We start from the raw sequence: 26,795 nt of genomic DNA, 5'->3' as shown, positions 1-26,795 counted from the left end.
CGGCCGGCAGCGGCGCGGCGCCGGGCTGGCCGGCGCGCGCATCGAGGTCTTGCAGCATCTTGTTGATCAGGCTCATAGCGCCAACGCCCAGGCCAAGCCGGCCGCCGCCCCGGCGACGACGGCGCCCGCTAGCAACCAGGTCCAGATCGTGCGCGTCACGCCCACCGTGTCGCGCGCGGCGATCGCCACGTGGCTTTTGATCACCTGCTGCTTGCCCTGGCCGTAGCTGAGCATCAGCGCCTTGTGCGCCATGATGTTGACCAGGCGCGGCACGCCACCGCTGGCTTTATACAAGCCACGGATCGCGGCGCCCGAGAACAGGCGCGCGCCGGTAAAACCGGCCACGCGCAGGCGGTGCGCCACATAGAAATCGAGGTCGTCGCGGCTCAGCGGACCGAGGTGGTAATGAAAGGTGATGCGCTGGGCCAGCTGGCGAATCGACGCGAGTTCGAGCTTGCGGTTCAGTTCCGGCTGGCCGAACAGGACGATCTGCAGGAGCTTTCTCTTCTCGGTCTCGAGATTGGTCAACAGGCGCAGGGCCTCCAGGCTTTCGACCGGAATCGCCTGCGCCTCGTCGAGGCACAGCACCACACGCAAGTCCTGCCCGGCCAGCTCGAGCAGGCGCAGGTTGATCGCCTTGAGCAGCTGGTGCTGGTCGACGTCGCGCTCGAGCGGGATTTCCAGCTCGTCGGCCAGCGCCAGCATCAGGGTGCGCGGCTCCAGGTAGGGATTCGGGATGTAGGCGGTGACGAAGCCCTCGCCCAGCGTGGCCATGAACTTGCGGCACAACAGCGTCTTGCCGGTGCCGACTTCGCCGGTGATCTTGATGAAGCCTTCGCCGCCGCGGGTCGCCACCAGCAGCGTGTTCAGCGCTTCCTGCGAACGCGGGCTGCCGAAGAAGAAGCTGGTGTCGGGCGTGATCCCGAACGGCAGCTCGCGCAGGCCGAAGTGCGCCGCGTACATCAGTCCGCGTCCAAAGTACGGCCGCGGCTGCGCGGATCGAGCTGTTCGATGCGGCGGCCGGCGTCGAGCATGTCCTGGCTCCAGTCGCTCGCCCCTTCGACGATGGTCGGCTTGATCAGCACCACCAGCTCGCGCTTCTGGCTCGTGCGGTTCTTGTTGCGGAACAGATTGCCCAGCAGCGGGATCTTGTCGGCGCCCGGCAGCTGGTCGGTGTCGCCGCTCGAGGCCTGGCGCATCAGGCCGCCGATCGCGACCACCTGGCCGTCGCGGCCGCGCACGATGCTGTCGAGCTCCGAGGTGCTCGACGCCGCCAGCGGCAGGCGCAGGGTGCCGCCAGAACCGAGGTCGACGTCCTTGTTGACGGTCGTGACCTGGCTCACCGACGGGTGCACGTGCAGCAGAATATTCCCTTTATCGTCGATCTGCGGCGTCACGTCCAGCACCACGCCCGAGAAGAACGGCTGCACCGTCACGCTCGGGCTGACGATGGTGCTGCTGTTGGTGGTGTTGATGTTGTTGGTAATGCCGGTGACGAAAAATTCGTCGGTGCCGATCTTGAGCACGGCCTTCTGGTTGTTGATCGCCGCGATGCGGGGGCTGGACAGCACGTGCACGCTGCCCTGCGACTCCAGGAAGGTGATCAGGGCCGCGAAGTTATTGGTCTGGAAGGCGAAGCCGAACAGCGAACCGGCCGCGCTGGCCGCGTTCGACAGCGAGAAGCCGGTGCTGGCCGACAGGCCCGAGCCGTTGTTGATCACGGCCGGCTGGCCGCCGCCGTAGGGCAGCGGCGCCAGGTTCGCGCCGGGCGCGATCATGCCGCCCGAGACGCGGTTGGCGGTGCCGCCGCGGAACGAAGCGAACGAGGCCCAGTTGATGCCGCTCTGGTAGCTGTCGGACAGTTCCACCTCGAGGATCTTCGCTTCCAGGATCACCTGGCGGTCCACCGACAGCTGGGTCGCCTTCAGGTAGGCATCGACGTTGCGCAATTCGTCCGGCATGGCGCGGATCACCAGCACGCCGGACTGCGGGCTGACCACCACGCTGCGTCCGCCTTCGAGCGTGCCGACGATGGCGACGATCGATTCCTTCAGGTCTTTCCAGAAGTCGTTGTCGGAGCGGGTCTGGACGTCGGTGCTGTTGAGCTGGCGCTGGCCGTTCAGGTTGTTGCCGTTCTGGCCGTTCTGGCCGTTCTGGCCGTTCTGCCCGTCCTGGTTGCCGAAGCCCTGCCCCATCCCGCCGCTGTTGTTGCCGCCGTTGTTACTGTTATTGCCGGCGTCCGCCACCGAGGTCGAGGACACGCGCGTGTTCGACATCCCGCGCCGGCTGGCGGTCAGGTAGTTCACCTGGAACATCCGGGTCTGCATGGTCAGCGGACGGATGCTGATGCGCGCGCCATCGATCCTGTAGTCGTAGCCGTACATGTCGCGCACCGCTTCCAGCGTCTCGACCAGGGTCACGTCCTTCAGGTTGGCGCTGATATTGCCGCTCACGTCCGGGTGCACCAGCATGTTGTAGCGGGTGCCGGCCACGATCGAGCGGAAGAACTGCTGCGCCGGCACGTTGTTGAAGGCGACATTGAAGCGCTCCTCGAGCGCCGGCCGCGCTTTCGGCAGCTGGCTGGCCAGGGTCGCGGCCGGCGGCAGCAGCGCATTGGCCACCGCATCGTCGACCGCCGGGCGCGGCGCCGGCTGGCTGTTGGCCTTGGCCATCTCCTGGGCGATGGCGTCGTAGGTGGCGTTCGGCGGCGCGCTCTGGCAAGCGGCCAGGAGCAGCGCCGCGGCCAGCGCGCAGGGAGTCGCGAAAAGCTTCGTCATGGTGGAATCCCTTGTCATTTGGCGGCCGGCGTCATGCCCGGCAGCGGCGCGTCCATGCGCAGCACCTGGCGTTCGCTGCCGCGCACCAGCACGACCTCGTCGGCGCTGACGCGCGCCACGCGCGCGCCCTTGAAGGTCTCGCCCAGGCGCACCGTCTCGCCGTCGATCACGGCCACGTGACGGCCGCCCGCATGGCGCGCGATCAGCACCGACTGCAGGCGCGGCGCATCGTCGGCGGCGGTGGCCTGCGGCGCGATCCGGTCCATGCCCGGCGGCGGGCGGGTCGGGTCGAGCAGCGCCTGCGCGCTCGCGGGTTGGGCCAGCGCCAGGCAGGCCAGCACGGTCAGGAACAGGTTCTTCACAGCTTCATCCATTGTCGGTCCAGGCTCAGGGTATGCAGGGTGAGCGTCAGGCGCGCGGCGGGATACTCCTCCACGTCGAGCTGGGCGCGGCCCCAGAACATCCGGGTCGGCATCGCATCGAGTGCGCTCATGTAGTCGACCATGTCGAGATAATTGCCGCGCACCGTGACTTCGATGCCGTGGCGGTACAGCAAGGGGGCGGCGGCCGGTGCGGGCGTCGCGGCCGGCGCCGGCGCCCCCGGTCCCGCCAGCGGCTCGACCGGCAAGGTGCGCATCGACACCAGTTTCAGGCGCCCGTTGGCGCGCAGGATGCCGTCGATCAGCGGCCCCATGCGCTCGGGCGGCACCAGGCCGTGCTCGATGGCCAGCAGCTGGTCGCCAAGCTGGCCCATCTCCTGGCGCAGCGCATTCAGGCGCGTGCGCGCTTGCGCGTCGGGGTCGTGCTGGAAGGCTTGCACGCGGCCGGTGATGGCCTCGTCGATGGCCGCCATCCCGCTGCGCTGCTGGGCGATCTGGGCGCGCAGCGCCTCCTGGGCCGCTTCCATCGGCGCCAGCACCAGCGCGTGGCCGAGGAAGGCCAGCAGCGCGCACGCCGCCAGGCACACCAGGGCGCGTTCGCGCAGCGACAGCGCGTCGATGCGCGCGCGCAGGGTCAGGATCCGCTCCTTCATTTGCCCTGCTCCTCAGGCACCGATTGCAGGCTGAATTCGATGTAGGGCGCCGGGCGCGTGGCGGGCTTGCCGTCCGCATTCGGCACCTGCAGCGGCGCGGCTTCGCCGATCTGCAGGCTGGCGAACGACTTGCCTTGCATCAGCGGCTCATGGGTCAGGCGGTTCAGGTAGCCCGGCACCATGGCCGGATCGACCGTGCGGCCCTTGATCCCGATCTGCGCGCCGCCGGCGCCGACCGTCACGCCGGTCAGCCACAGGCCTTGCGCGCTCTGGCGCGCCAGCGCCCTGAAATAGCCGGCGAAGCCGCCCGTGTCGCCCAGTTCGCCGCGCGACAGCGCACCGGAGATGTGGCGCATCGCGGCCAGTTGCGTGTTGGCCTCGGCGATCTGCGCCTCCAGCGTCGCATCCTTCTGGCGCGGGACGAATTCGCGGTTGGCCGACGCCAGGCGCGCCTGGCGTTTCTCGAGCTGGACGGCGCCGCTGTCGGCCTGGCGCCGCAGTTCGGCCGTTTCCATCTTGCCGATGACGGCGAGGATGGCGACGCCGGCGAGCACGGCGCCGACCGCCAGCGCGATGGTGGCGCTCGACAGTACCTGCTTCTGCGGCTGGAAGGCCGGATTGAACAGGTTGATCTGTTGCTTCATGCGGCCTCGCCTTCGCGCAGCGCGGCGCCGATCGCGAGAAAGAAACGCTGCTGCTGCGCCTGGTCCGCCAGCGCGGGCGTGCGCGACAGGTCGAATAGCGTGGCCAGGTCGAGCGTCTCGACCGGCGTGTACAGATTGCTCGACAGGTACTCGTCCAGGCCGCTCACGGCCGACGGTCCCAGCACCAGCTTGGCAACGCTGATGAAGGAGTACTGGCGCTCGAAATGGTCGAGCGAGCGTTGCAGCTCCAGCGTGATCTTGTCGAAGGCCTGGTGCTTGCGCTCGTGGTCCGGCTCGAGCAGCTGGGCCAGGGTGACGTCGAAGCGGCGCGCCAGGTACAGTTCGCCGCGATACGACACGGTCAGCAGGCCGCCGTCGTCGCCGAACGAGAGCATGGCGACGCCGCGCCCTTCCGGCTCCAGCATGGCCGACACGTTACGCTGGGCCATCTCGGGGATGTCGATCGCGTGCAGGTCGACCTTGGCGTCGAGGAACAGCTTCTGGCGCGGCTGGATCACGGTGTTGCGGGCGGCGACCGCGAAGATCGATTGCTGGGCGCGCGCGTTGGCGTCGAGCGGGATGTCGAGCACGTCGATGGTGGCCTCGAGCGCCGGAAAATCGAGGATGTCCTTCAGGCGCCAGCGGATCGCCGTCTTCATTTCCTCGCGCGGCACGTTCGGCGCTTCGACGTTGAGGATCTGGTATTCGCCGCCGGACAGCAAGGCGATGCAGTGGCGCAGATGCGCCTGCACGTCGCGCCCGGCCTTCTCGAGCGCGTCGGCTCCGGTCGATCCCGGAAGGAACTGGGCCAGATGCACCAGCGGCTTGCCATCCGGATGACGCTCGACGCTTGCAAGCGCCATGCCATCGCGATGGAGCGCCACGGTCAGCCAGCCATCCCTTCTTTTCGCTTTCTTAAACAAACGCATGCAAGCTGTGTCGGTGATCGTACATTGTCGGCTTTTGAAGACTTGATTATAGACAAGACGCACGCGCCGGAATCGTAAAAAATCGCTGATCCAGCGCAAGTTGGCCGCCGAGTGTGGTCAGAAAGCACAAGCACGCGGGCTGTCCATAAACAAAAGGCGCTGCAATCGCAGCGCCCGTCGTGCATCAGGCGAAACTTACTCGCACTTCAGGTTGTTGGCCAGGGCGATGACCGGCGCGGCATTGGCGCTGGCGGCTTCCGTATAAGTGACATGGCAGGTCGTCGCGAGCGCGGAAGGCACGCTCTTCGGCGTGATTTTCAGCACCGTGCCTTCGTCGGCGACGGTGTAGTCATCGGTGCTCAATCCGGCGGCGGCAGCGAGCTCGGTCGATGCATTCGCGTAGCCGGTGGTTCCCATCGGAACGTTGATGCCGCCTTCGATCTGGAACACGCCGTTCTGCGGATTCGGGTTGATCAGGGCACGGCCATGCAGCATGGCCGAGGTCGACGCCAGCGAACCCTTCACCGCATTCAGGCTCGCGATGCGCGCATCGCCGTTCAGGCCGGAAAACTTTGGCAGCGCGGTCGCGGCCAGGATGCCCAGGATGACGATCACCACGATCAGTTCGATCAGGGTGAAACCACTCTGCGCCTTTTTGTTGAAACTGGTTTTCATTCTTTTTTCTCCGTTACGGTGGTGGGGACGAGTGGCCGTCCTGCTGAACATGTACTTGCTGCTCAATTCTACCGTGAGAAACTGCAACTTTGATGTCTTGAGAGCAAAAGGATCGCTTAAAGGCAATGTTTCATTGATGGAATTTTAAGTTTGCTCAAGCCGATGCGTTCTTTTTGCAACAGCGCGCACCGCGTGCGCCTATTTCGGATGGATCGCCGCCTGCCCCAGGTCCCACATCGGCATGAAGATCCCCAGCGCCAGGACCAGCACCATCGCCCCCAGGAAGGTGATCAGGATCGGCTCGATCTGGCTCGACAGCGTCTTGAGCTCGTAGTCGACCTCGCGCTCGTACATCTGGCCGATCTCATCCATGAGGTCGTCGATCGACCCGGTCTCTTCCCCCACCGCGATCATCTGCAGCACGATCGGCGTAAACACGTTCGCCGCCGTCGAGGTGCGCAGGATGCTGTCGCCGCGCTCGACGCCGTCGCGCATCTGCTCGATGCGCGAACTCAGATAGGCGTTGTCGGCCGTCTGCGACACCACGGTCAGCGCATGCACGATCGGCACCCCGCTGCGCATCGACAGCGCGAAGCTGCGAGCGAAGCGGGCCATCGTGCCCTTGTGGATGATCTTGCCTGCGATCGGCAGGCGCAGCTTGTAGCGGTCCCACGCCAAGCGCCCCTGCGCGGTGCGGGTCCAGGCCCTGAATCCGAACCAGGCCAGCGCCACGGCGCCGGCGATGGCCGGCCACCACTTGACCGTGAAGCCCGAGGTGGCCAGCAGCACACGCGTCATCAGCGGCAATTCGGACCCGAACGACTTGAACACCGAGGCGAACTGCGGAATGACGAAGATGTTGACCACCACCATGGCGATGACCATCGCGATCACCACGAAGCTCGGATAGCGCAGCGCCGTCTTGACCCGCTCGCGCATGTCGCGGTCGAATTCCAGGTGGTCGAACAGGCGCAGGAAGACTTCTTCCAGGCGTCCCGTCATCTCGCCGACCTTGACCATCGACAGGTAGAACGGCGAGAAGCAGCGCGGATGGCGCATCATGGCGGCGGATAATTCCCTGCCCGCGTCCAGCGACTCGCGCAGGTCCTTGATCACGCGGCCGAACGCCGGACTGATCGCCGACTCCTGCAGCCCGGCCAGGCCGCGCATGATCGGCACGCCGGACTTGAGCAGGGTATGGATCTGGCGGCTGAACAGCTGCACGTCCATCGACGTGACCTTCTTCTCGAACAGGCGCTCGCGCCAGCCCGGGCCACCGGTCGTGGCGCGCTTGCGGGTGACGGTGATCTCGATCGGCGTGACGCCGCTGCCGAACAGCTGGTCGGCCACGGCCCCGCTGTCGGCGCCTTCGAGCACGCCCGTTACCTGCTCGCCGCGTCCGTTGCGGCCCTTGTAGGCGAAATATGGCATGGGCTTCTGGATCAGTCGTCCATCTGGTTACTGACCCGCATCGCCTCGGCGATGGTCGAGCGCCCCTGCACCGCCAGGCTCACCGCGTGGCGGCGCAGGGTCTCGCCGCGCATCTCGGTGTGGGCGACCTTGAGGAAGTGCCCCGGATCCGGATGGTTGACCGCGTCGGTGACGGCGCGCGTCATCTCCAGCAACTCATAGACGCCGGTGCGGCCGCGATAGCCGGTGCCGTTGCAGTGCAAGCAGCCCTTGCCGTGATAAAAGCGCGTGGTCGCGGCATGCTCGCCCAGTTCGGCCCGCAGCCAGTCGATCTCGTTGGCGGCCGGCTGGTAGTCGACGCTGCAGCTCTCGCAGATCACGCGCACCAGGCGCTGGGCCAGCACCGCCTGCAGCGAACCGCTCACCATATAGCGCGGCACGCCCATGTCCATCAGGCGCAGCGGGGTCGAGGCGGCGTCGTTGGTGTGCAGCGTCGACAGCACCAGGTGGCCCGTCATCGCGGCGCGCAGGCCGATGGCGGCGGTTTCCTGGTCGCGCATCTCGCCGACCAGCACGATGTCCGGGTCTTGCCGCAGCGCCGAGCGCAGCACGCGCGCGAACGACAGCTCGATCTTGTCGTTGACCTGCACCTGGTTGATGCCCGACAGGCGGTATTCCACCGGATCCTCGACCGTGATGAGCTTTTTCTCGACCGAGTTCAGTTCGGACAAGGCGCTGTACAGCGTCGTGGTCTTGCCGCTGCCGGTCGGCCCGGTCACCAGCACCAGGCCGTTGGGCCGGGCGACGATGGCGCGAAAACGCTCGACCAGCCGCGCCGGCATGCCGATCGCGTCGAGCCGCAGGTGGGCGGCGACCTGGTTCAGCAGACGCATGACCACCGATTCGCCGTACTGGGTCGGCATCGTCGAGATACGCACGTCGATGCGCTGGTTGCGCACCTTGACCGCGAAGCGGCCGTCCTGCGGCAGGCGTTTCTCGGAGATGTCGAGATCGGCCATCAGTTTCAGGCGCAGCGCGAGCGGCGTGGCCACCTTGAGGTCGGCTTCGGTCTGCAGGTGCAGCACGCCGTCGATACGGAAGCGGATCTGCAGCCGGCCTTCCTGCGGCTCGATGTGGATGTCGGATGCGCGCACCTGGGCCGCGTCGTCGAACACCGATTGCAGCAGCTTGACGATCGGCGCTTCCTCGAGCCCCGGGTTGGCGGCCAGCGCGCCGAAGTCGATCGAGGCGTCGCCCAGGTCGGCCTCGACCTCGCGCGCCAGGCCCGTGATCTCGCCGGTGCGGCGGTAGATGCGGTCGATCGCGCCCAGGACCTCGGTCTCGTTGACCACCGCCAGCTCGACGCCTTTTTTAAGCAGGCGCGCGATCTCGTCGTAGGCGAACAGGTCGGTCGGGTCGGATACGCCGACCAGCATCGTCTCCCTGCGGTCTTCCAGCACCAGCGCGCGGAAGCGCCGCGCCGCGGTCTCGGGCAGCAGGCGCACCAGGTCGGCGTTGATGTTGTAGAACTTCAGGTTCAGGTAAGGGATGTCGAGCTGGCGCGCCAGCGCGCCCGAAATCTGGTCTTCGGTGACGAAGCCGCTTTCGACGAATACCCGGCCGAGCTTGCGGCCGGTGCGCTTCTGGTCGGCGAGCGCCTGCTGCAGTTGCTCTTCGCTCAACAGTTTCTGCTGCATCAGCACTTCGCCGAGGCGGACTTTCTCTGGCCTTGCCATACCATCCCTTGGGTTAATTCTTGCAAGAGGGATTTTAATGCCTGAGGGAACAATAGTGATTATCGGCATCGTGCTGGCGCGCGATACTGTCTCGATTTCGCCTCGTTGCCCACGCCTAACGGTAACAATCCGGCGTCGACCGCTGAGCTCATGGCTTTCTATCCGGACAAGATGGTCGATCCAGCATGTTGCAGAGTGAAGACGATGCATGGTGGCAATCAAAACAGGCGCTATGCGCCATGGATGGGGCCAGCTAACATGGCGGCTGCGCCCCGTTACCGTGTTGAAACCAGGAGTCGTCTTTGCCGTTTGCCCGTTTTTCGCTGCCCTCGATCCGCGCCAAGCTCTACATCCTGGTGCTGGCCTGCGCGCTGCCGATCCTGGTCGGTTACGTCGCCCTGGCGCGCGACGCCGCCGTGCGCGAGCGCGCCCACGTGTCGCGCGACGCCCAGACGGTGGCCGAGGTGCTGGCGGCGGCGGTCGACCGCGACATCGAAAGCGGCGAAACCGCCGCCCGGGTGCTGGCCAATACGGCGATGATGGCCAGGGGCGACATGGTCGCCATCCACGGGGTGGCCAAGAGCCTGCTGCGGCCCGACTTCCCGGCCCAGGCCTTCGTCCTGAGCCTGCCGAACGGCATGCCGTTGATCAATACGCGCTACCCCATCGGCGCGCCGCTGCCGCGCGCCGGCAACGAGGACGACATCCGGCGTGTGGCCATGACCGGCAACACCGTGGCGTCCGGCCTGCACCGGCTGGACGACGGCAGCCAGTATGCGCTGTCGGTCGAGGTGCCGATCTGGCACGAGGGCGAGGTGCGCTTCGTGCTGTCGGTGCACCTGCGCCCGCGCCGCATGGCCGAGCTGCTCGACAGCCAGCACCTGCCGGAGGGCTGGATCGCCGGCATCTACGACCGCCACCTGTTGACCATCTCGCGCAGCGCCGATGGCGGCCAGCACCTGGGCTTGCCGATGGAGCCGGCGCTGGCCACGGCCGTGACGCGCAGCAGCGCCAGCATCGTCGAACTGCCGCGTGGCAGCGACGCGCCGGGCTACGCGGCCTTCGCGCGCTCGCCCGAGCACGGCTGGGTGGTGACGATCCGCTATCCGTACAACGCGGCCGGCGAACTGCTGGGGCAGTCGATGGCCAAGACGGTGGCCGTGATCGCCGTCCTGCTGGCGATCAGCCTGGCCCTGGCCTGGGCCCTGGGCGGCTCGATCGCGCGCGCCGTGCAGGGCCTGGCCGGTCCCGCCGAGCGGCTCGGACGCGGCGAGCCGCTGGTCTTGCCGTCATCGAGCATCCGCGAGGTGGAGACGGTGGCGCACGCGCTGCGCCGGGTCGACGCCGAGCTGCAGGAACACCGGCGCGGCCTCGAGACGCTGGTGGCCGAGCGCACGCAAGAGCTGGAGCGCTCCAAGGCGCAGCTGGAAACGGTGTATGCCTCGATCCCCGTCGGCCTGTGCTTCATGGACACCGAGCTGCGGGTGGTGATGGTCAACGACTACCTGGCCGACATCAACGGCCGCCCGGCGCGCGACCACGCCGGCCGCAGCCTGCCCGAATTGCTGGGGCCGATCGGCGAGGAGTTCGAAGCGAACTACCGGCGCGTGATCGCCAGCGGCCGGCCGCTGGTCGAGATCGAGGCCACCGGCGACGCCCCATCGGCGCCGGGCAGCACGCGGCACTGGATCTCGAGCTACTTCCCCGTGTATGGCCCCGACCACCGGCTGATGGGCGTGAACGCGGTGGTGCTCGACGTCACCGAGCGCAAGCGCCAGCTGCAGCGCGAGCGCGACCACCAGGAGATGTTCCGCGCCCTGTTCGAGGCCGCCGGCGACGCCCACCTGCTGCTGGCCTACGGCGCCAGCTACGTCAGCGCCAACCAGGCGGCGGCCGACCTGTTCGGCTTCGCCACCCCGGCCGCCCTGCTCGACGAGTCGCCGGCCAGCCTGTCGCCGCTGCTGCAGGCCGACGGCCGCCCGAGCAACGAGGTGGCGCTGGAGCACATGCGGCGCACCCTGGACGAGGGCCGCGACGCCTTCGAGTGGCTGCACCTGCGCGCCGACGGCAGCGTGTTCCATGCCGACATCCTGCTGACCCGGGTCGACATCGGCGGCGTCGGCATGATGCAGGCCACGATCCGCGACATCAGCACCCGGGTCGCGGCCGAGGCGGCGCTGCGCGCGACCGGCGTCCAGCTCGAGGCGGCGCTGCGCCTGGCCGAACAGGCCAGCCGCGCCAAGAGCGAGTTCCTGGCGAACATGAGCCACGAGCTGCGCACGCCGATGAACGCCATCGTCGGCCTGGCGCGCCTGCTCGAGGAAGGCCAACTGGGCCAGCGCGAACGCGGTTACGTGGCGCGCATGCGCACCGCCGCCCGCTCGCTGCTGGGCATGCTGAGCGACCTGCTCGACTTCTCGCGCATCGAAGCCGGCCAGCTGACCCTGGAGCGCATCCCGCTGCGCCTGGACGCGATCCTGGCCAGCATCGCGGTGCTGCACGGCCCCGGCGCCTGGGCCAAGGGCGTGGAGCTGGCGTTCGCGGTCGATCCGCGCCTGCCCCCATTGCTGGAAGGCGATCCGGTGCGGCTCGAGCAGGTGCTGCTCAACCTGGTCGGCAATGCGGTCAAGTTCACCGAGCGCGGCGAGATCGTGCTGTCGATCGCGCTGCGCGGCGAGGCCGACGGCCAGGCGCGCCTGGCGTTCGAGGTGCGCGACACCGGCATCGGCATCGCCCCCGAGGTGCAGGCCGGTATCTTCGAAGTGTTCTCGCAGGCCGACAGCTCGACCGTGCGCAAGTATGGCGGCGCCGGCCTGGGCCTGTCGATCGCGCGCCGGCTGGTGGAGCTGGCCGGCGGCGCCCTGCGCCTGGACAGCGTGCCCGGCGCCGGCGCCGCCTTCCGCTTCGCGCTGTCGCTCCCGGTATTGGAAGCCGCGCCCGAGGCGCCGGCCCCCGAAGACGACGCGCTGCGCGTCCTGGTGGCCGACGACAACGCCAGCGCGCGCGCCGCCCTGGCCGCGGCCTGCGCCGCCTTCGGCTGGCGGGTGGACACGGCGCCCGACGGCGCCGCCGCCCTCGAGACGCTGCGCGGTGCGCGCTACGACATCGCCTTCGTCGACAGCGCCATGCCGGGCCTGGACGGCCTGCCCCTGATCTCGGCCGTGCGCGCGGCGCAAGTGCCCGCGCCGCGCTTTTGCCTGCTGGCGCCCGACCCGGACACCGAGCGCTATGCCGAGCTGGCCGACGACCCGGCCAATGGGCTGGGCGTGACGGCGGTGCTGGGCAAACCCTTCACACGCGCCAGCCTGGGCGCGGCCGTGGAGCGGCTGCTGGGCGGCGCCGGAGCGGCGCATCCGATCACCGCCAGCACGCCGCTGGCCGGCGCCCTGCGCGGCCTGCGCGTGCTGCTGGTCGAGGACAACCAGATCAACCAGGAAGTGGCGGGCTTCATCCTGGCCCACGCCGGCGCCACGCTCGAGATCGCCGCCAATGGCCGCGCCGCGCTGAGCATGCTGCAGGAAGACGCCGCCTTCGACGTGGTGCTGATGGACTTGCAGATGCCGGTGATGAACGGCTTCGAGGCGACCGCCGCGATCCGCGCCGCCGGCCTGGACCTGCCGATCGTCGCCATAACCGCGAATGCGATGGACGAGGACCGCCAGCGCTCGCTCGACGCGGGCATGCAGGCGCACCTGGCCAAGCCGATCGACGTCGACGCGCTGGTGGCGACCCTGTCGCGGGTAACGCAGCACGGACAGCACACGCCCGCGACGGCGAACGCCGAGCCGGCGTTGCCCGCGTCGCTGCCGCACCTGCCCGGCATCGACCTGAAATCGACCCTGCCGCGTTTCGCCGGCAGCGTCGAGCGCTTCTGCGAGCTGTTCATTCGCTTCGCCGACGGCCAGGCGCAGACCTTCGGCGAACTGCGCGCGCACGTCGAGGCCGGCGAACGCGGCGCCGCCGGCCAGCTGGCGCACCGGCTGCGCGGTGTGAGCGCCAATCTCGGCGCCACCGAAGCGGCCGAGGCGGCCCATGCGCTCGAACACGCGCTGCGCGACGCCGACGACGGCACGGTGCGCCTGCGCCTGGCCGACCTGGCGCGCGCCCTCGATGCCGTGGCCGCAACCGCGCGCGAGCTGGCGCCGCCCGCCGCCCACGACCTGACCCAGGAGTCGGCCCACGACCTACCCGGCATGGATGACGGCGCCACGCTGCACGCTTCGCTGGCGCGCCTGCTCCACTTACTGGAGAATAACAATATGAGGGCGATCGCCGCCGAAGGCGCGTTGCGGCCGGCGTTGGCGCTTGCCGCCGGGCAGCCGGCCGCGGCCGCGCTGGCCGACGCCGTCGCCACCCTGCGCTTCGACGAGGCGGCGCGCCAGGTGGCAGACCTCATGAAGCGAAAGGGAAATCCGTGAGCTGGACCGAGATGGCACTCAATGGCCGCATCCTGGTGGTCGACGATGCGATGGAAAACATCCAGATCCTGCATGCGGCGCTGCAGGAAGAGCAGGAAGTGCTGTTCGCGCTGGATGGCGAGCGCGCGCTCGAGCTGGCGCGCACCCAGCACCCCGACCTGATCCTGGTCGACGCCATGATGCCCGACATGGATGGCTACGCCGTGTGCGCGGCCCTGCGCGCGGCGCCCGAGACGCGCGATATCCCGGTCATCTTCGTCACCGCGCTCAAGACGCCGGAGGACGAGACCCGCGCATTGGAGGCCGGCGCTGCCGACTTCATCACCAAGCCGGTCAACGCGGCGGTGGTGCGCGCCCGCGTGCGCACCCAGCTGACCGTCAAGCGCCAGGCCGACGCCCTGCGCGCGTTGACCCTGACCGATCCGTTGACGGGCGTGGCCAACCGCCGCGCTTTTGATGAGCGCCTGGAAGCCGAATGGCGCCGCTGCGCGCGCGCCGGGCTGCCGGTGGCGCTGATCCTGGCCGACGTCGACCATTTCAAGGCCTATAACGACCACTACGGCCACCAGGCCGGCGACGCCTGCCTGGTGCAGGTGGCGGCGGCGCTGCGGCGCGGCGCCGGCCGCACCCACGACCTGGTCACCCGCTATGGCGGCGAGGAATTCGCCATCCTGCTGCCCCAGCTCGATGCGCTCGGCGCCGAAGGCGTGGCGCGCCGGCTGCTGGCCGAACTGGCCCAGCTCGGCCTGCCGCATGCGGCGTCGCCCACGGCCCCGCACCTGACGATGAGCCTGGGGCTGGCGAGCCTGGTGCCGGGCGATGCGCAAGGCGCCGACGTGCTGGTGGCCAGCGCCGACGCCCTGCTCTACCAGGCCAAGGCGGGTGGGCGCAATCAGTACCGCATGGGCGGCGTGGGCGCGCTCGGCAACGCCGGCGGCCACGTTGCATGAGGATGCGTCAGGCGTAGCAGCGGATCAGGAACTCGGCCACGCACACGGGCTTGACGGCCCCGTCGGCCTCGATCGTCACGTCCCAGGTAAATTGCCAGCCGCCGGCGACCGCATCGGCGCCGCGCAGGGTCCAGCGCCCCCGCACCCGGCTGCCGGCCGGCAGCGGACTCGGGAAGCGCACCTTGTTCAGGCCATAGTTGACGCCCATCCGCATGCCCTCGATCGCCAGGGCGCTGGTGAGCATGGCCGGCAGCAGCGACAGCGTGAGGAAGCCATGCGCCACCGGCTGGCCGAACGGCGACTCGCGCTTGCAGCGCTCGGGATCGAGGTGGATCCACTGGCGGTCGTCGGTGGCTTCGGCGAAGGTGGCGATGCGCTCTTGCCCGACCTCGAACCAGTCGGACACGGCGACTTCGCTGCCGACCCGCGCCGGCAATGCATCGAGTGCGATCGTGGTGGCCATCATTGCTCCCTGGCGGGCCGGCGCCCGTAGAGTCCGATGCCGTCGACCGTGCACACCGGGACGCCGTGCTGGTTGGTGGCGGTCCAGGTCGACCAGACGACGCCACGATCGGGTTTGCTGGCGGACGCCTTGACCTGGCGCGTGAGATAGCGCACGCGCAGCGTGTCGCCGGCGCGCACCGGCTGCAGCCAGCGCACGCCATCGAGGCCGGGGGAACCCATGCCGTCGGCCGCGCTCAGGAGGCCATCGACCACCATGCGCATCATCATGCTGCAGGTGTGCCAGCCGCTGGCGATCAGGCCGCCGTACGGCGACGCTTGCGCCGCCTGGCCGTCGACGTGGAAGGACTGCGGGTCGAACGCGTTTGCGAAGGCGAGGATCTCGGTTTCGGTGACGCTGCGCTCGCCCAGGTCGATTTCCTGGCCGGGATAAAAATCTTCGAAATACCAGCGCTTGCCGGCCGGCGCATCGGCCTGGACGTGCGCGCGCGCGTTGGCCGCCGTGCCCGCTCCCTCGTCTGGTCCTGCCGTCATGCGGCCTCCCGGAATCCCGGCTGCGCGATGAAGCGCTCCAGGTGGTGGTCCATATCGCCCAGCGTCAGTTCGATCGTCGACAGGCGCTTGAAGTAATGTGAGGCCGGCAGCTCGTCGGTCACGCCCATGCCGCCGTGCAGCTGGATGGCGCCCTGGCCGATGAAGCGCGCGGCCAGGCCCACGCGGTACTTGGCGGCCGACACCACGCGCCGGCGCGTCTCGATGTTCGCAGCAGCATCGCGACTGACATTGGCATCGGCCCCGCTACCCGAACGCGCCAGCGCCAGCGCCGCCAGCAAGGCCATCGACCGCGCCTGCTCGAGGTGGATCGCCATGTCGGCCATCCGGTGCTGCAGCGCCTGGAACTTCCCGATCGGCGCGCCGAACTGCTGGCGCGTCTTGAGGTACTCGAGCGTCGTGTCGAACAGTGCCTGCATCGCCCCCAGCGCCTCGGCGCACAGCAGGCCGGCGCCGTAATCGAGCGCCGCATCCAGAATGGCGCCGCCCTCTTCCACGGCCCCGATCACGGCGTCTGGCCCGACCACCACGCCGTCGAGCACGACGTTAGCCGCACGCAAGCCATCGAGCGTGCGGTAACCGGTGACGCGCAGCCCGGCGCTGTCGCGCGGCACCACGAACAGGCTCACGCCATCCATGCCCTGCCCATTGTCCCTACTACCCACACTGCCCACATCGCCTGTGCTCCCCGAGCTCACCGCGCCATGCGCGCCGCGTGCCGATACGATCAGGGCATCGGCTTCGGCGCCATGCAGCACCACCCGCTTCTCGCCATGCAGGCGATAGCCGCCGTCGACGGCCTCGACCCGCGTGGCGATCTCGAAGGCGTCGTGGCGCGATCGTTGTTCGCCCAGCGCGCAGGCGAGCTTGACGTTGCCGGCGGCGACCCGTTCGAGCAGCGCACCGTGCCCGCCACCCCGGCGCAGGAATTCAACACCGAGCACCGTCGCCACATACGGTTCGACCACCAGCCCACGGCCGAGTTCCTGCATCACGCCGAACATGGCGAGGGCGTCGCCGCCGAAACCGCCGTGTTCTTCGGGCACCGGCAGCGCCGTCAAGCCCAGTTCGACCATCGTGGCCCAGGCGTCTGGCGAGACGCCCGGCTCGGAATGGACGATCGCGCGCCGCGCCTCGAAGCCGTAGTCGCGGCCGATCCAGCGCCGGATCGCATCGGCCAGCTGCTGCTGTTCCCCGTTCAGTTCGAAATGCATGCCGTCCTCACAGTCCCAGGATCATCTGGGAGATGATGTTGCGTTGGATTTCGTTCGACCCGCCGTAGATCGACGTCTTGCGGTAATTGAAGTAGTAGCCCGCCAGCGGAGCCGCATCGTCGTCGCCCGCGATGGCGTGTTCGCTCGCGCCGGACAGGTAGGCCGGATCGAAAGGCAGCGCCAGCGGACCGGCCGCGTCAAACATCAGCTCGGTGAGGGCTTGCTGGATCTCGGTGCCCTTCACCTTCAGCATCGACGCTTCGGGACCGGGCGCAGCCTCGCCCCTGGCCAGCACGCGCAGCACGGTCATCTCGAGCGCCATCAATTCGATCTCGAGCGCCGCCACTTTCGCGCCGAACAGGGGATCGTCCAGCAGCGCCCGTCCGCGCTTGCGTTCGCGCAGCGCCAGGCGCTTGACGAAGGCCAGCTCGCGCTTGGAGCGGCCGACGGCGGCGATGCCGGTGCGCTCGTGGCCGAGCAGGTATTTGGCATAGGTCCAGCCGCGGTTTTCCTGGCCCACCAGGTTGGCGACCGGCACCTTGACGTTGTCGAAGAAGACTTCGTTGACTTCGTGGTCTTCGTCGAGCATCGCGATCGGGCGCACGGTGACGCCGGGACTGCGCATGTCGATCAGGAGGAAGGAAATGCCCTCCTGCTTGCGCACGCCGGGATCGGTGCGCACCAGGCAGAAGATCATGTCGGCGTGCTGGGCCAGGGTGGTCCAGGTCTTCTGGCCGTTGACGATGTAGTGATCGCCCGCACTGTCCTGCTGATGGACGGCGCCCGTCTTGAGCGCGGCCAGGTCGGAGCCGGCGCCGGGTTCGGAATAGCCCTGGCACCACCAGTCCTCGCAGGACAGGATGCGCGGCAGGTAATAGTCCTTCTGCTGCTGGCTGCCGAAGGCCATGATCACGGGCGCCACCATATTGACGCCGAACGGCAGCACCTGCGGCGTGCCGGCAAGCGCGCATTCCTCTTCGAAGATGTGGCGCTGCAGCGGCGTCCAGCCCGGACCGCCGTATTCGACCGGCCAGCCGGGCGCGGCCCAACCCTGTGCGGCCAGGATGCGGTGCCAGCGGACGTAGTTGTCGCGGCTCAGGCGCAGGTGCTGGCGAACCTTGTGCTGGAGTTCAGGGGGAAGATGGGAAGCGAGAAAGGCGCGGACCTGGTCGCGAAAGGCCAGGTCCTCGTCGGAGTAGTACAGGTCCACGTCGTCTCCTTGTTGTTGTCGTCATGAATAGCACGATCGTTCACAAGGATTGTACCTGAAACGGCCGCGCCGCCAAGCGTGGGCGGCGCGGCCGATCGGGCTGGATGCCGGCTCCAGCCCGACGGCGATTACTGCTTGGCGTTGCGGCGACGCGAGAGCGCGCCGGCGCCCATCAGGCCAGCCAGCATCAGCGCGATGGTGCCTGGTTCCGGCACGGCGTTGACCTGATCCGGCAATGCGCCGACCTGGTCCTGGACTGGCAGGGTGAAGATCGGATCGACATCCGGCGCCGGCACGGTCACGTTGCCGCCACCGCTGTCGCTGCCCGAATCCGGCACGGCCGGGCTGCCGCTGCTGCCGCCTGGCGCCGCGCTGCCGCCGCCCGATGTCGCACCGCCACCGCCAACCGCGGCGCCACCGCCACCGCCGATCGCGGCGCCGCCGCCGGCACTACCACCGCCGGCGACTGGCGCGGCAGGCGCCGCGATGCCGCCACCTGCATTCTGGCCAGGCACGATCTTCACGCCGTCGCCGTCGTTGATGACCGACACCGAGTTGCCATAACGGGCTGCGAGCAGGCCATTACCGGCGCTCAGCACGTAGGAGGCGTCGATGCCTTGCTGGACGAAGAGTTTCTGTGCGTCGGCGGACGACAGACTGGCGCTGGCCTTGCCGATCAGGCTGTCGGTGGTACCGTGCGCGACGCCGCCGACCAGGCTGACGTCGCTACCGAGCACACCCGAACCGATCACGCTGGTGCCGTTACCGGCGGTCCAGCCATTTTGGAAGCCTGTCGTGGAAACGACTTCTGCCTGGGCTGCGCCGGCGCACGCCAGGAGGGCAGCAACAACGAGGTGACGTGTTGACATGAAGATAACTCCTAAGATAAGTAAGGATTATTATTTTTACAACTACAGAGTTATCGTATCACAAACCAAAAAAACTTAAGTTTTGACCCACCGCAAATCGTGCATACGATCTTACTGTTGAGTACTGGTCATTTCATGCCATCTTTCAGCTATTTACAGCATTCATGTTTTACTCTTTAGCTTGCCTAAAGAACATGGACTTTCGAGAGAGCCGTGCCGCGGCTGGTCGCGGCCTGATAACTTTGCTAGTTATTCCAGCAAGAAACGCAGCGGGACCCATTGCTGTGAACGCCGATAAAAAAAGGCCGCACCTGTCACGGTGCGGCCTTTCCCGGTGCGGCCTCTCGCCGCGGTGCTGCGTGCTTACTTGCTTTGAACCACCGTCATATACGGCATCACGCGCGACGCCATCCGGGTATCGGTCTTCAGCATGCCGACCTCGTCCGCCAGGATGTTCGCCGCCTCTTGCAGCAACACGTCCTTGGCATCCTTGGCCGCTTTCTCGGCCGCCAGCTCGGCCTGGAGATCGCGCTCGTCGCCTTGCAGGCCATCGTCCTGGCGCGGGGTGCCGCGCACGGCGACCACCGATTTCTTGGGCTTGGTCGGATCCGGGCCTTCGGCGCGCTTCTCGGCGCTGCCCGGACCGCTGGCCGGCTCGTCCTGGTTCACCGAGACGCCCGCCAGGCGTGCTTCGCGCAGTTTCGAGCGGGCGTCCTGGGCGTCACGCTCCTTGCGGCGCACGGTCTCGTTCAGCGAGATGACGTTTTCCTTGCGCAGCTTCAGCACCTCGTTGATGTCTTCCTGCAGGAACTGGAAGTCCTTGTCGTTGGCGATGCGCTCCTCATGGCGCTTCTGCAGCGGTGCGACGAGTTCCTTCAGGTCGCCCAGCGGCATGTACTGCGCCGGCTTGATCGCCACCCACGGCAACGCATTGTCGTAGGACGATTCGCCAAAGGTGTCCATATCGGTCAGCACCGGGAGCTTGATGTCCGGCGTCACGCCGCGCAACTGGGTAGTGCCGCCATTAATGCGGAAGAACTGGGCAATGGTCATCTTCAGCTCGCCGTAGCGCATCTTCTCGTTCGGCGCAAAGCGGTCGAGGTCGATCAGGGTCTGGACCGTGCCCTTGCCGAAGCTCGGCTCGCCGATCACGAGGCCGCGGCCATAATCCTGGATCGCCGCCGCGAAGATCTCGGACGCCGAGGCCGAACCGCGGTTGATCAGCACGCCCATCGGACCGTCCCAGGCCAGGCCCGGCTTGGTGTCGCTCTCGACCTCGACCCGGCCTTCGGCGGTGCGCTGCATGACGACCGGGCCCTTGTCGATGAACAGGCCGGTCAGTTCGACCGCCTCGGTCAGCGAGCCGCCGCCGTTGTTGCGCAAGTCGATCAGGACGTTGTCGACCTTCTCTTTCTTGAGTTCGGTCAGGATGCGCTCGACGTCGCGGGTCGCGCTGCGGAAATCGCGGTCGCCCTTGCGGCGCGCTTCGAAATCCTGGTAGAAGGTCGGCAGGGAGATCACGCCGATGCGGCGCTCGACGCCGTTTTCCTTGACCTTGATGATCGACTTCTTGGCGGCCTGCTCTTCCATGCTGATCTTGTTGCGCACCATCGCGACGGTCACGTGCTTGGCGTCGACGCCGCCGTCGCCCGGGATCACGTCCAGGCGCACGGTCGAGCCCTTCTCGCCGCGCACCAGCGCCACCACGTCGTCCAGGCGCCAGCCCAGCACGTCGACGAACGGCTTGTCGCCCTGGGCCACGCCGACGATGCGGTCGCCGACCTTCAGCTTGCCGGACTTGTCGGCCGGGCTGCCCGGCACGATCTCGCGGATGATGGTGTAGTCGTCGCGCGACTGCAGCACGCAGCCGATGCCTTCCAGCGACAGGCGCATCGCGATGTCGAAGTTGTCGGCCGAGCGCGGACCCAGGTAGTTGGTGTGCGGCTCGATCGCGGTGGCGTACGCGTTCATGAACATCTGGAACACGTCCTCGTTGTTCAGCTTGCGGATGCGGTTGACGTAGTTGTCGTAGCGCTTATCGAGCGTCTCGCGGATCGATTTGTCGTCCTTGCCCGCCAGTTTGAGGCGCAGCCAGTCGTTCTTGACGCGCTTGCGCCACAGGTCGCGGATCTCGTCCTCGTTCTTGGCCCAGGCCGCCTTCTCGCGGTCGAGCTCCATGGTCTCGTCGGAGGTGAAGTCGAACTTGGTCTTGAGCAGGCCGCGCGCATAGGCCATGCGTTCGGCGAAGCGTTTCTGGTACAGGTTGTAGATGGCGAACGGCGCGGTCAGGTCTTCGTTGTTGATCGCGTCGTCCATCTGGGTGCGCAGCGCGGCGAAGTGATCCAGGTCGGCCTGCACGAAGTACAGCTTCTCGCCATCGAGCCCATCGAAGTAGCTGTCGAAGATCTTGACCGACATCGCGTCGTCCAGCGGCACCGGGCTGTAGTGATAGCGCCCCAGCACGCGCGAGGCCCACAGGGCGGCCTGGGTCTGGGCGGCGATCGGCTTCATCTCGAGCGAGGACGGGGCCGGGGCGGCTTTCTTGGAGTCCGCCGGCTTGGCAGGCGCCGCGGGCGTTGCGATGGCAGCCGATTTCTCGGGCTGTGCGGTCACCACATGGGCGGACATGGCAAATGCCATGGCGGCGATGAGCACGTGCTTCTTCATTCTGCGTTTCTCCGTACGGGATTCCTGCGGATTGCGACATGACCAATATCGATAAGCCAGCCATACCGCGCTTTGCGGTCCATTCTACAGGATAGAACCACGTGCCAGAGGCGGCTTGTCCCGCTTGAAGCGCCGGAATCGCCGGAAATTAAGTCTGCCGTAAGCGATTTTTCGCCAAGTATTTACGCCTTGATAAGCCCCAGGGCGGCATCCTTGAAATACCAGCATGCCAGGACCAGCGCCAGCAGTGGCGCCCAGGGCCAGGAACGGGCCGCCAGCTTCCAGTCGACCGGGGATGGCCAGAATGACAGGAACTGGGGCGCGAGGAAGAACATGATGGCCAGGTCGACCGGCTCGAAGGCCAGGCCCCCACGCGTGCGCCACCATGCCACGCCGAGCGGCACCAGCAGCACCAGCAGCGGCGCCAGCGCGGCCGGGGCGGCGTTGTACCAGCGCAGGTTGGCAAAGGTGACCGAGCCGAGTTCCCAGTTATGGCCACCCTTGGGGCGTTTGATCCGGCGCGGGAAGACGCTCATCCCGACCGGCTCGGCATTGGTCAGCAAGCCCACTGAGAAATGGGCGAGCTCATGGCACAGCGTGCCGGCGGCGGTGAAGACGAAGAAGGCGGGGTGGGCGCTGGAGGCGATCCACAGCAACACGGCCAGCGCGGCCGACGGGATCAGGTACAGAAAGATGTCGAGCGCGGGCCCGGCCGCGGCGCAGGCGGCGGCCGGAAGCCAGGCGCCGCAAGCGAACGCCATGGCCGGCTCAGGCCGAGTAGAAGCAGCGCCCGCAGGCCTGGCGGTAGCGCTCGTTGCCGCCGATGCTGACCTGTTCGCCTTCGCGGATGCGGCGGCCCTGGTCGTCGACGCGGATATTCATGGTCGCCTTCTTGCCGCAGGTGCAGATATTCTTGATTTCCTCGATATCGTCGGCCAGCGCCAGCAGGTAGGCCGAACCGGGGAACGGTTCGCCGCGAAAATCGCTGCGCAGCCCGTAGCAGATGACGGGCACGCCGCGCACCTGGGCCAGCTGGTGCAGCTGGCTGACCTGTGCACTGGAGAGAAATTGCGATTCATCGACCAGCAGGCAAGCCACGCCAGACACTTGTTCAAGGAAATTAGTGTCGCTATCGAACACCTCGGCATTACGCTGCGCGCCCAGGCGCGAGGTGATCAGGCCGACGCCATAGCGGTTGTCGATCGCCGCCGTGTAGAGCTTGACCTGCTGGCCCTGCTCCTCGTAGTTATGGGCGACCTGCAACAGGGCAGTCGATTTGCCGGCGTTCATCGCCGAGTATCTGAAATAGAGTTTGGCCACTGCCCTGTCCTGCCTTGCTGTGCTTTTGATGCGAAGCTGCGATTATAGCAAGCGGGAAACAGGCGCCGCCAGCCATTCAGCGCCGGACAGGGCCGCGATCAGCCCGAAATCGGCTGCGCCGGATTGCCCGCGACGTGGGCGCCGGGCGCCACGTCATGGGTCACCACGCTGCCGGCGCCGACGATCGCATCGTCGCCGATCGTCACGCCGGGCAGGATGATGGCGCCGCCGCCGATCCAGACGTTGCGGCCGATGGTGACCGGACGCCCGGATTCGAAGCCGGCGCGGCGCAGGGCCGGGTCGCGCGGATGGTCAGCCGTATAGATGTGCACGCCCGGGCCGATGCGGCAATCGTCGCCGATCGTGATCGGCGCCACGTCGAGGAACACGCAGTCGAAGTTGACGAAGACGCGCGCGCCGAGGGTGACGTGCCAGCCGTAGTCGCAGTGGAAGGGCGGACGCACGGTCGTGCCCTGCCCCGCGCGCGCAATGCGCTCGCCCAGCAGCGCCTGCCAGCTGGCCGGTTCGCCCAGCGCGCCGTTGTAACGCGCCAGCCAGGCGGCCGTGGCGTTCTGCTCGGCGCGCAGTTCGGGATCGCTGGCGTGATACGGCATGCCAGCCAACATTTTCTGTTTTTCGCTCAGTTCCACGCGGTCCTTTCAGTAGCGGGCGCAGCGCCTGCGGCGGCAGGCCTTACTGCCCGGGATGGTATTTGCGCTCCAGGTTGCGCTCGATGTCTTCCTTGTAGAACAGCACGTCCTTGAACTCACCGCGCGCATACATCGCCGCCTGGTCATTGAAGTGCGGCGAGCGCGGATCGCCGCTCTGGCCGCCGGCCAGGATGCTCTTGGCCTTGATACGTGGGCCGAACTCGACCGCCGCGACGAAGCTGTTGCCGCGATCGCCATAGATGCGCTTGGTCTTCTGCTTGGCCGACATGCCGAACGAGGCCAGCGAACCCCAGTTGGCCGAGGCGAAAGCCACCGGGATGCTGGGCTTGCTGTCGTCGTACTGCTGGTCGACGTCGCCGCTGATGCGCTGGAAGCGGTTGATCTCGCCCCACGGCGTGCGCCAGTTGCCGAAGTCGGCCTGCAGCCTGTTCGAGGCGCGCACCAGCGCATCGAGACGATCGGCCGGGCTCAGGCGAGTAGCGATATAGTCTACCGCCGGAATGCTTTCGGCACGCGCACGCGCGCCATGCTCCGCCACCATCTCTTGCCCCCAATAGACCGCGAGCGAAGTCGGCACCGAATCGATCGCGTAACGCAGGTTCCAGTCGCGCAGCACGGCGATCTGCTCGAGCAGCGCGGCCTTGCGCGCATCGCTTTCGTGCAACGCTTCGTAATCGGCCACCACGGCCGGCACCAATGGCTCGAACGCGGCCAGGCGCGTGTCGTACGACGCCGCGATCAGCCCATCGACGTCGAGCCGTTTCGCCTCCTTGAATACGCGATCGGCGTTGCGGCCGCGGGCATTCTCGGGCAGCGACCACATATAGGCCGGGTAGCTGGCGCATTGAGGACTGCTGCCGGCGCCGGCCGCATTACACGGCCAGTTGTTGGTATTGGAGATGTAGCCGCTGGCCGGGTTCAGCAGGGTGATCGTTTCCTTGATCTCGTGCAGGCCCTGCCACTCGGTGGCCGGATTGCTGCCGTCGACCGGCTTGGTCCAGTCGAAGCGCGGGTCACGCTTCGGAATGAAATTGCCGTGGAAGTAGGCAATATTGCCCTGCGCATCGGCATACACCGTGTTGTTCGAGGAATTGGTGCGCAGCTCCATCGCCTTGTAGAAAGCGTTGTAGTCGCGCGCCTTGGTGCGGGTATACGACTGGGTCAGCGCATTGAGCGGGTCGTCCATCATCTTGACCGACACCCATTGTTTGCCCTCTTGGCGCACGACCGGGCCGTGGTGGGTGAAATAGGCGGTGACGGTGCGGCTGGCCATGCCGCCGTTCGGCGTCTTGTACGGCAGGTTGATCTGCGCGGTGCGCATCCGGCCCTCGTGCTTGCCGTATTTATAGAAGAACTCGCCATCGCGCTCGACCACGGTCTCGAGGTATTCGTCGATCACGTCGCCGCCGCCCGACGTGTGCATCCAGCCCAGCTTGTCGTTGAAGCCCTGGTAGACGAAGAACTGGCCCCAGGTCACGGCGCCATACGCGTTGAGCCCTTCGTCGCTGACCATGTGCACCTCGGGACGGAAATAGAACGAGGTGTGCGGGTTGATCATCAACAGCGCATGGCCGTTGGCCGAGCGCCTGGGGGCGATGGCGAAGCCATTCGAACCGCGCGGCTCGGGATCGAAGCCCTTGTCGACGCCGACGCTGGCGAGCACCGGACGCTTGCCATAGAAACGTTCCAGTTCCTTGAGGTCGATCGACTCGATGTCGCCACCGATGCTGCCTTCACTGAACGTCAGGGCCATCCACGGCTCGAAGCGGGTCAGCAGCTTCGGTTGGACTTCGGGATGGGTGTGCAGGTAATAGTTCAGGCCATCGGCGAAGGCATTCATCAGGTTCTTCAGCCACACCGGGCTGGCGGCGTACTTGGCCTGCATGTCGGCCGGCTGGATGTACATCTTCATACGCAGGTCGCGCCAGATTTCCTTCTCGCCCTCGACCTCGGCCAGGCGCCCCATCGCATTGATGTAGTTGAGCTCGATGCGGTTGAAGTCGTCCTCGGCCTGGGCGTACAGCATGCCGAACACGGTGTCGGCGTCGGTGCCGCCATAGATGTGCGGAATGCCCCACTTGTCGCGCAGGATCGTCACCCGTTGCGCGGTCGCCTTCCAGCGCGCGACGTCGGCGGCGCTGAAGGCCTGCGCGGCGGGCGCGGCGCTGGTCGCCGCCTTGCCCTGGGCAACGGCGAGTCCGGGAGCGGCCAGTCCAGCCAGGAGAGCGCCGAGCAGGACCGGCGTGAACGAACGGGGCATGCGCATCTTTGGTCTTCCTTCAGGTCGTGTTATTCGTCGTCCAGGCCGGCATTGGCCAGGCGCTGCTTGAGTCGCTGGTTATCGGTCAGCAGCGTCGCCATGCGGTCCTTCAGGCTTGCCACTTCCTTGCGCAGGGCCGCCAGCTCGTCTTCCGGGTCGAGCTCGACCTTTTCCTTTTTCGGACGGCTGGCCATCTTCTGCTCGCGCACCTGGCGCGCGGCCTGCTGCAATTCCTTGCGGCCACCGGCGACGGCGGCGATCTGCTGTTCTTCGGGCAGCTGCGCCACGTTGGCGGCGGCGTTGATCGAGATGGCGCCGGTGCGCACGGCCTCGCGCAGCTGCGGGGTGGCGGCCTTCTGGATGCGTTCGATCTGGCTGATGGTATTGCTCGAGACGCGGGCCGCGCGCGCGACGTCCTCGCGCGTACTCCATGGCGGCGAGGTGTCGTCGGCCGGGGCGTTCTTGTCGCCCTCTTCCGCCGGCGGATTCTCGGCCATGCGCGCGGCGACGATTTCCTTCTTGCGCAGGGCGAACACGCCGCGCTGGAAGTCCGACACGCTGCGGCGCGCCAGGTGGTTGTCGATCATCCACAGCATCACGTCCTCGAGCGAGGCGAAGTTGTTGTTGTGGACGGTGCGGAACGGAATGCCGTGCTTCTTGCAGATCTCGTAGCGGTTATGACCGTCGATCAGCGTGTCGCGCCAGAGCACCAGCGCGTCGCGGCAGCCTTCGGCCTGCAAGCTGCGCTCGAGCGCGGCGTATTCGATGTCGGTGAGCGGGTCGACGAAGGACCGCAGCTCGTCATTGATCTTGATGTCCAATTCTTGTCCTTGCGTGGTCTTGCCTGGGCTGGCGCCATGGGCGACGCCGGTTGGCATGCTACACCATCCGGGCGGGGGTTCCAAAGATGCAAGAGATCGTCAGGGTGGAATGCGCGGGCGATCATGCCGTGACAATGGGCTTATCAGGGGGATAAAGTTGCCGAACTGCTCCGAATT

General features: G+C 67.2%; 22 protein-coding genes. 2 read left to right on the top strand and 20 right to left on the bottom strand.

The genetic code is table 11. The features are described 5' to 3' along the window. Nucleotides 1-72 precede the first annotated feature (72 nt). From HMPREF9710_RS22270 to HMPREF9710_RS22230, 9 genes are all read right to left on the bottom strand, one after another. Nucleotides 73-963: an ExeA family protein gene (locus HMPREF9710_RS22270; RefSeq protein ID WP_005670148.1), complete on the bottom strand. Its 891-nt coding sequence runs from the start codon at nucleotides 961-963 to the stop codon at nucleotides 73-75. Further along, the gene (mshL, locus tag HMPREF9710_RS22265) at nucleotides 963-2,777 is read right to left on the bottom strand and encodes a pilus (MSHA type) biogenesis protein MshL (RefSeq protein ID WP_005670146.1); all 1,815 of its coding nucleotides are present in this window, start codon (nucleotides 2,775-2,777) and stop codon (nucleotides 963-965) included. The genes HMPREF9710_RS22270 and mshL overlap by 1 nt, the downstream gene beginning before the upstream one ends. 14 nt (nucleotides 2,778-2,791) lie before the next feature. Then, nucleotides 2,792-3,151, bottom strand: a complete 360-nt coding sequence (locus HMPREF9710_RS22260; RefSeq protein WP_005670144.1) for a hypothetical protein — start codon at nucleotides 3,149-3,151, stop codon at nucleotides 2,792-2,794. Next, entirely contained in the window at nucleotides 3,136-3,810 is a 675-nt protein-coding gene (locus tag HMPREF9710_RS22255) for a type II secretion system protein GspM (protein WP_005670142.1), read from the bottom strand. Before HMPREF9710_RS22255 ends, HMPREF9710_RS22260 begins: the two co-directional genes overlap by 16 nt. Then, the gene (locus HMPREF9710_RS22250; RefSeq protein WP_005670138.1) at nucleotides 3,807-4,454 is read right to left on the bottom strand and encodes a PilN family protein; all 648 of its coding nucleotides are present in this window, start codon (nucleotides 4,452-4,454) and stop codon (nucleotides 3,807-3,809) included. The genes HMPREF9710_RS22255 and HMPREF9710_RS22250 overlap by 4 nt, the downstream gene beginning before the upstream one ends. Further along, nucleotides 4,451-5,383, bottom strand: coding sequence for a type IV pilus biogenesis protein PilM (locus HMPREF9710_RS22245; RefSeq protein ID WP_005670136.1), 933 nt, complete (start codon nucleotides 5,381-5,383; stop codon nucleotides 4,451-4,453). Before HMPREF9710_RS22245 ends, HMPREF9710_RS22250 begins: the two co-directional genes overlap by 4 nt. 195 nt (nucleotides 5,384-5,578) lie before the next feature. Continuing rightward, a complete protein-coding gene (locus HMPREF9710_RS28865) occupies nucleotides 5,579-6,058 on the bottom strand; it encodes a type II secretion system protein (protein WP_005670133.1) in 480 nt (159 codons plus the stop codon). Between the two features lie 198 nt (nucleotides 6,059-6,256). Next, nucleotides 6,257-7,489, bottom strand: a complete 1,233-nt coding sequence (locus HMPREF9710_RS22235) for a type II secretion system F family protein (protein WP_005670132.1) — start codon at nucleotides 7,487-7,489, stop codon at nucleotides 6,257-6,259. Nucleotides 7,490-7,500: 11 nt separating this feature from the next. After that, nucleotides 7,501-9,204 carry a GspE/PulE family protein gene (locus tag HMPREF9710_RS22230; RefSeq protein WP_005670130.1) on the bottom strand — a complete coding sequence of 568 codons (1,704 nt, stop codon included), beginning with the start codon at nucleotides 9,202-9,204 and terminating at the stop codon, nucleotides 7,501-7,503. A 302-nt stretch (nucleotides 9,205-9,506) separates the two neighbouring features. Between HMPREF9710_RS22230 and HMPREF9710_RS22225 the strand changes: the two genes are divergently transcribed. Then, nucleotides 9,507-13,622 (top strand): response regulator, encoded by a 4,116-nt coding sequence (locus HMPREF9710_RS22225; RefSeq protein WP_005670127.1) that lies wholly within the window; start codon nucleotides 9,507-9,509, stop codon nucleotides 13,620-13,622. Next, complete coding sequence (locus tag HMPREF9710_RS22220; RefSeq protein WP_143054598.1) at nucleotides 13,619-14,572, top strand: diguanylate cyclase domain-containing protein; 954 nt, start codon at nucleotides 13,619-13,621, stop codon at nucleotides 14,570-14,572. The genes HMPREF9710_RS22225 and HMPREF9710_RS22220 overlap by 4 nt, the downstream gene beginning before the upstream one ends. Nucleotides 14,573-14,579: 7 nt before the next feature. On the opposite strand, the gene HMPREF9710_RS22215 is transcribed toward HMPREF9710_RS22220, so the two are convergent. From HMPREF9710_RS22215 to HMPREF9710_RS22165, 11 genes are all read right to left on the bottom strand, one after another. After that, nucleotides 14,580-15,035: a MaoC family dehydratase gene (locus HMPREF9710_RS22215; RefSeq protein ID WP_005670122.1), complete on the bottom strand. Its 456-nt coding sequence runs from the start codon at nucleotides 15,033-15,035 to the stop codon at nucleotides 14,580-14,582. Further along, complete coding sequence (locus HMPREF9710_RS22210; RefSeq protein WP_005670119.1) at nucleotides 15,035-15,568, bottom strand: MaoC family dehydratase; 534 nt, start codon at nucleotides 15,566-15,568, stop codon at nucleotides 15,035-15,037. Before HMPREF9710_RS22210 ends, HMPREF9710_RS22215 begins: the two co-directional genes overlap by 1 nt. Next, on the bottom strand, nucleotides 15,565-16,800 hold the full coding sequence (locus tag HMPREF9710_RS22205) for an acyl-CoA dehydrogenase family protein (protein WP_005670117.1): 1,236 nt from the start codon (nucleotides 16,798-16,800) through the stop codon (nucleotides 15,565-15,567). The genes HMPREF9710_RS22210 and HMPREF9710_RS22205 overlap by 4 nt, the downstream gene beginning before the upstream one ends. 7 nt (nucleotides 16,801-16,807) lie before the next feature. Further along, the gene (locus tag HMPREF9710_RS22200) at nucleotides 16,808-18,010 is read right to left on the bottom strand and encodes an acyl-CoA dehydrogenase family protein (protein WP_005670114.1); all 1,203 of its coding nucleotides are present in this window, start codon (nucleotides 18,008-18,010) and stop codon (nucleotides 16,808-16,810) included. A gap of 128 nt (nucleotides 18,011-18,138) precedes the next feature. Beyond that, nucleotides 18,139-18,879, bottom strand: a complete 741-nt coding sequence (locus HMPREF9710_RS28095) for a PEP-CTERM sorting domain-containing protein (protein ID WP_005670111.1) — start codon at nucleotides 18,877-18,879, stop codon at nucleotides 18,139-18,141. Nucleotides 18,880-19,242: 363 nt separating this feature from the next. Then, on the bottom strand, nucleotides 19,243-21,546 hold the full coding sequence (locus HMPREF9710_RS22190; protein WP_005670109.1) for a carboxy terminal-processing peptidase: 2,304 nt from the start codon (nucleotides 21,544-21,546) through the stop codon (nucleotides 19,243-19,245). Between the two features lie 182 nt (nucleotides 21,547-21,728). Then, a complete protein-coding gene (locus tag HMPREF9710_RS22185; protein WP_005670107.1) occupies nucleotides 21,729-22,307 on the bottom strand; it encodes a hypothetical protein in 579 nt (192 codons plus the stop codon). Between the two features lie 7 nt (nucleotides 22,308-22,314). Beyond that, a complete protein-coding gene (locus tag HMPREF9710_RS22180; RefSeq protein WP_005670104.1) occupies nucleotides 22,315-22,866 on the bottom strand; it encodes a thymidine kinase in 552 nt (183 codons plus the stop codon). A 98-nt stretch (nucleotides 22,867-22,964) separates the two neighbouring features. Beyond that, the gene (locus tag HMPREF9710_RS22175; RefSeq protein ID WP_157225695.1) at nucleotides 22,965-23,516 is read right to left on the bottom strand and encodes a sugar O-acetyltransferase; all 552 of its coding nucleotides are present in this window, start codon (nucleotides 23,514-23,516) and stop codon (nucleotides 22,965-22,967) included. Between the two features lie 43 nt (nucleotides 23,517-23,559). After that, nucleotides 23,560-25,803 (bottom strand): penicillin acylase family protein, encoded by a 2,244-nt coding sequence (locus HMPREF9710_RS22170; protein WP_005670101.1) that lies wholly within the window; start codon nucleotides 25,801-25,803, stop codon nucleotides 23,560-23,562. A gap of 23 nt (nucleotides 25,804-25,826) precedes the next feature. Continuing rightward, on the bottom strand, nucleotides 25,827-26,675 hold the full coding sequence (locus HMPREF9710_RS22165) for a ParB N-terminal domain-containing protein (RefSeq protein WP_005670098.1): 849 nt from the start codon (nucleotides 26,673-26,675) through the stop codon (nucleotides 25,827-25,829). Nucleotides 26,676-26,795 lie beyond the last annotated feature (120 nt).

It is taken from the genome of Massilia timonae CCUG 45783, assembly GCF_000315425.1.
Taxonomy (GTDB): domain Bacteria; phylum Pseudomonadota; class Gammaproteobacteria; order Burkholderiales; family Burkholderiaceae_D; genus Telluria; species Telluria timonae.
This window is presented reverse-complemented; position numbering and strand designations above follow the sequence as displayed.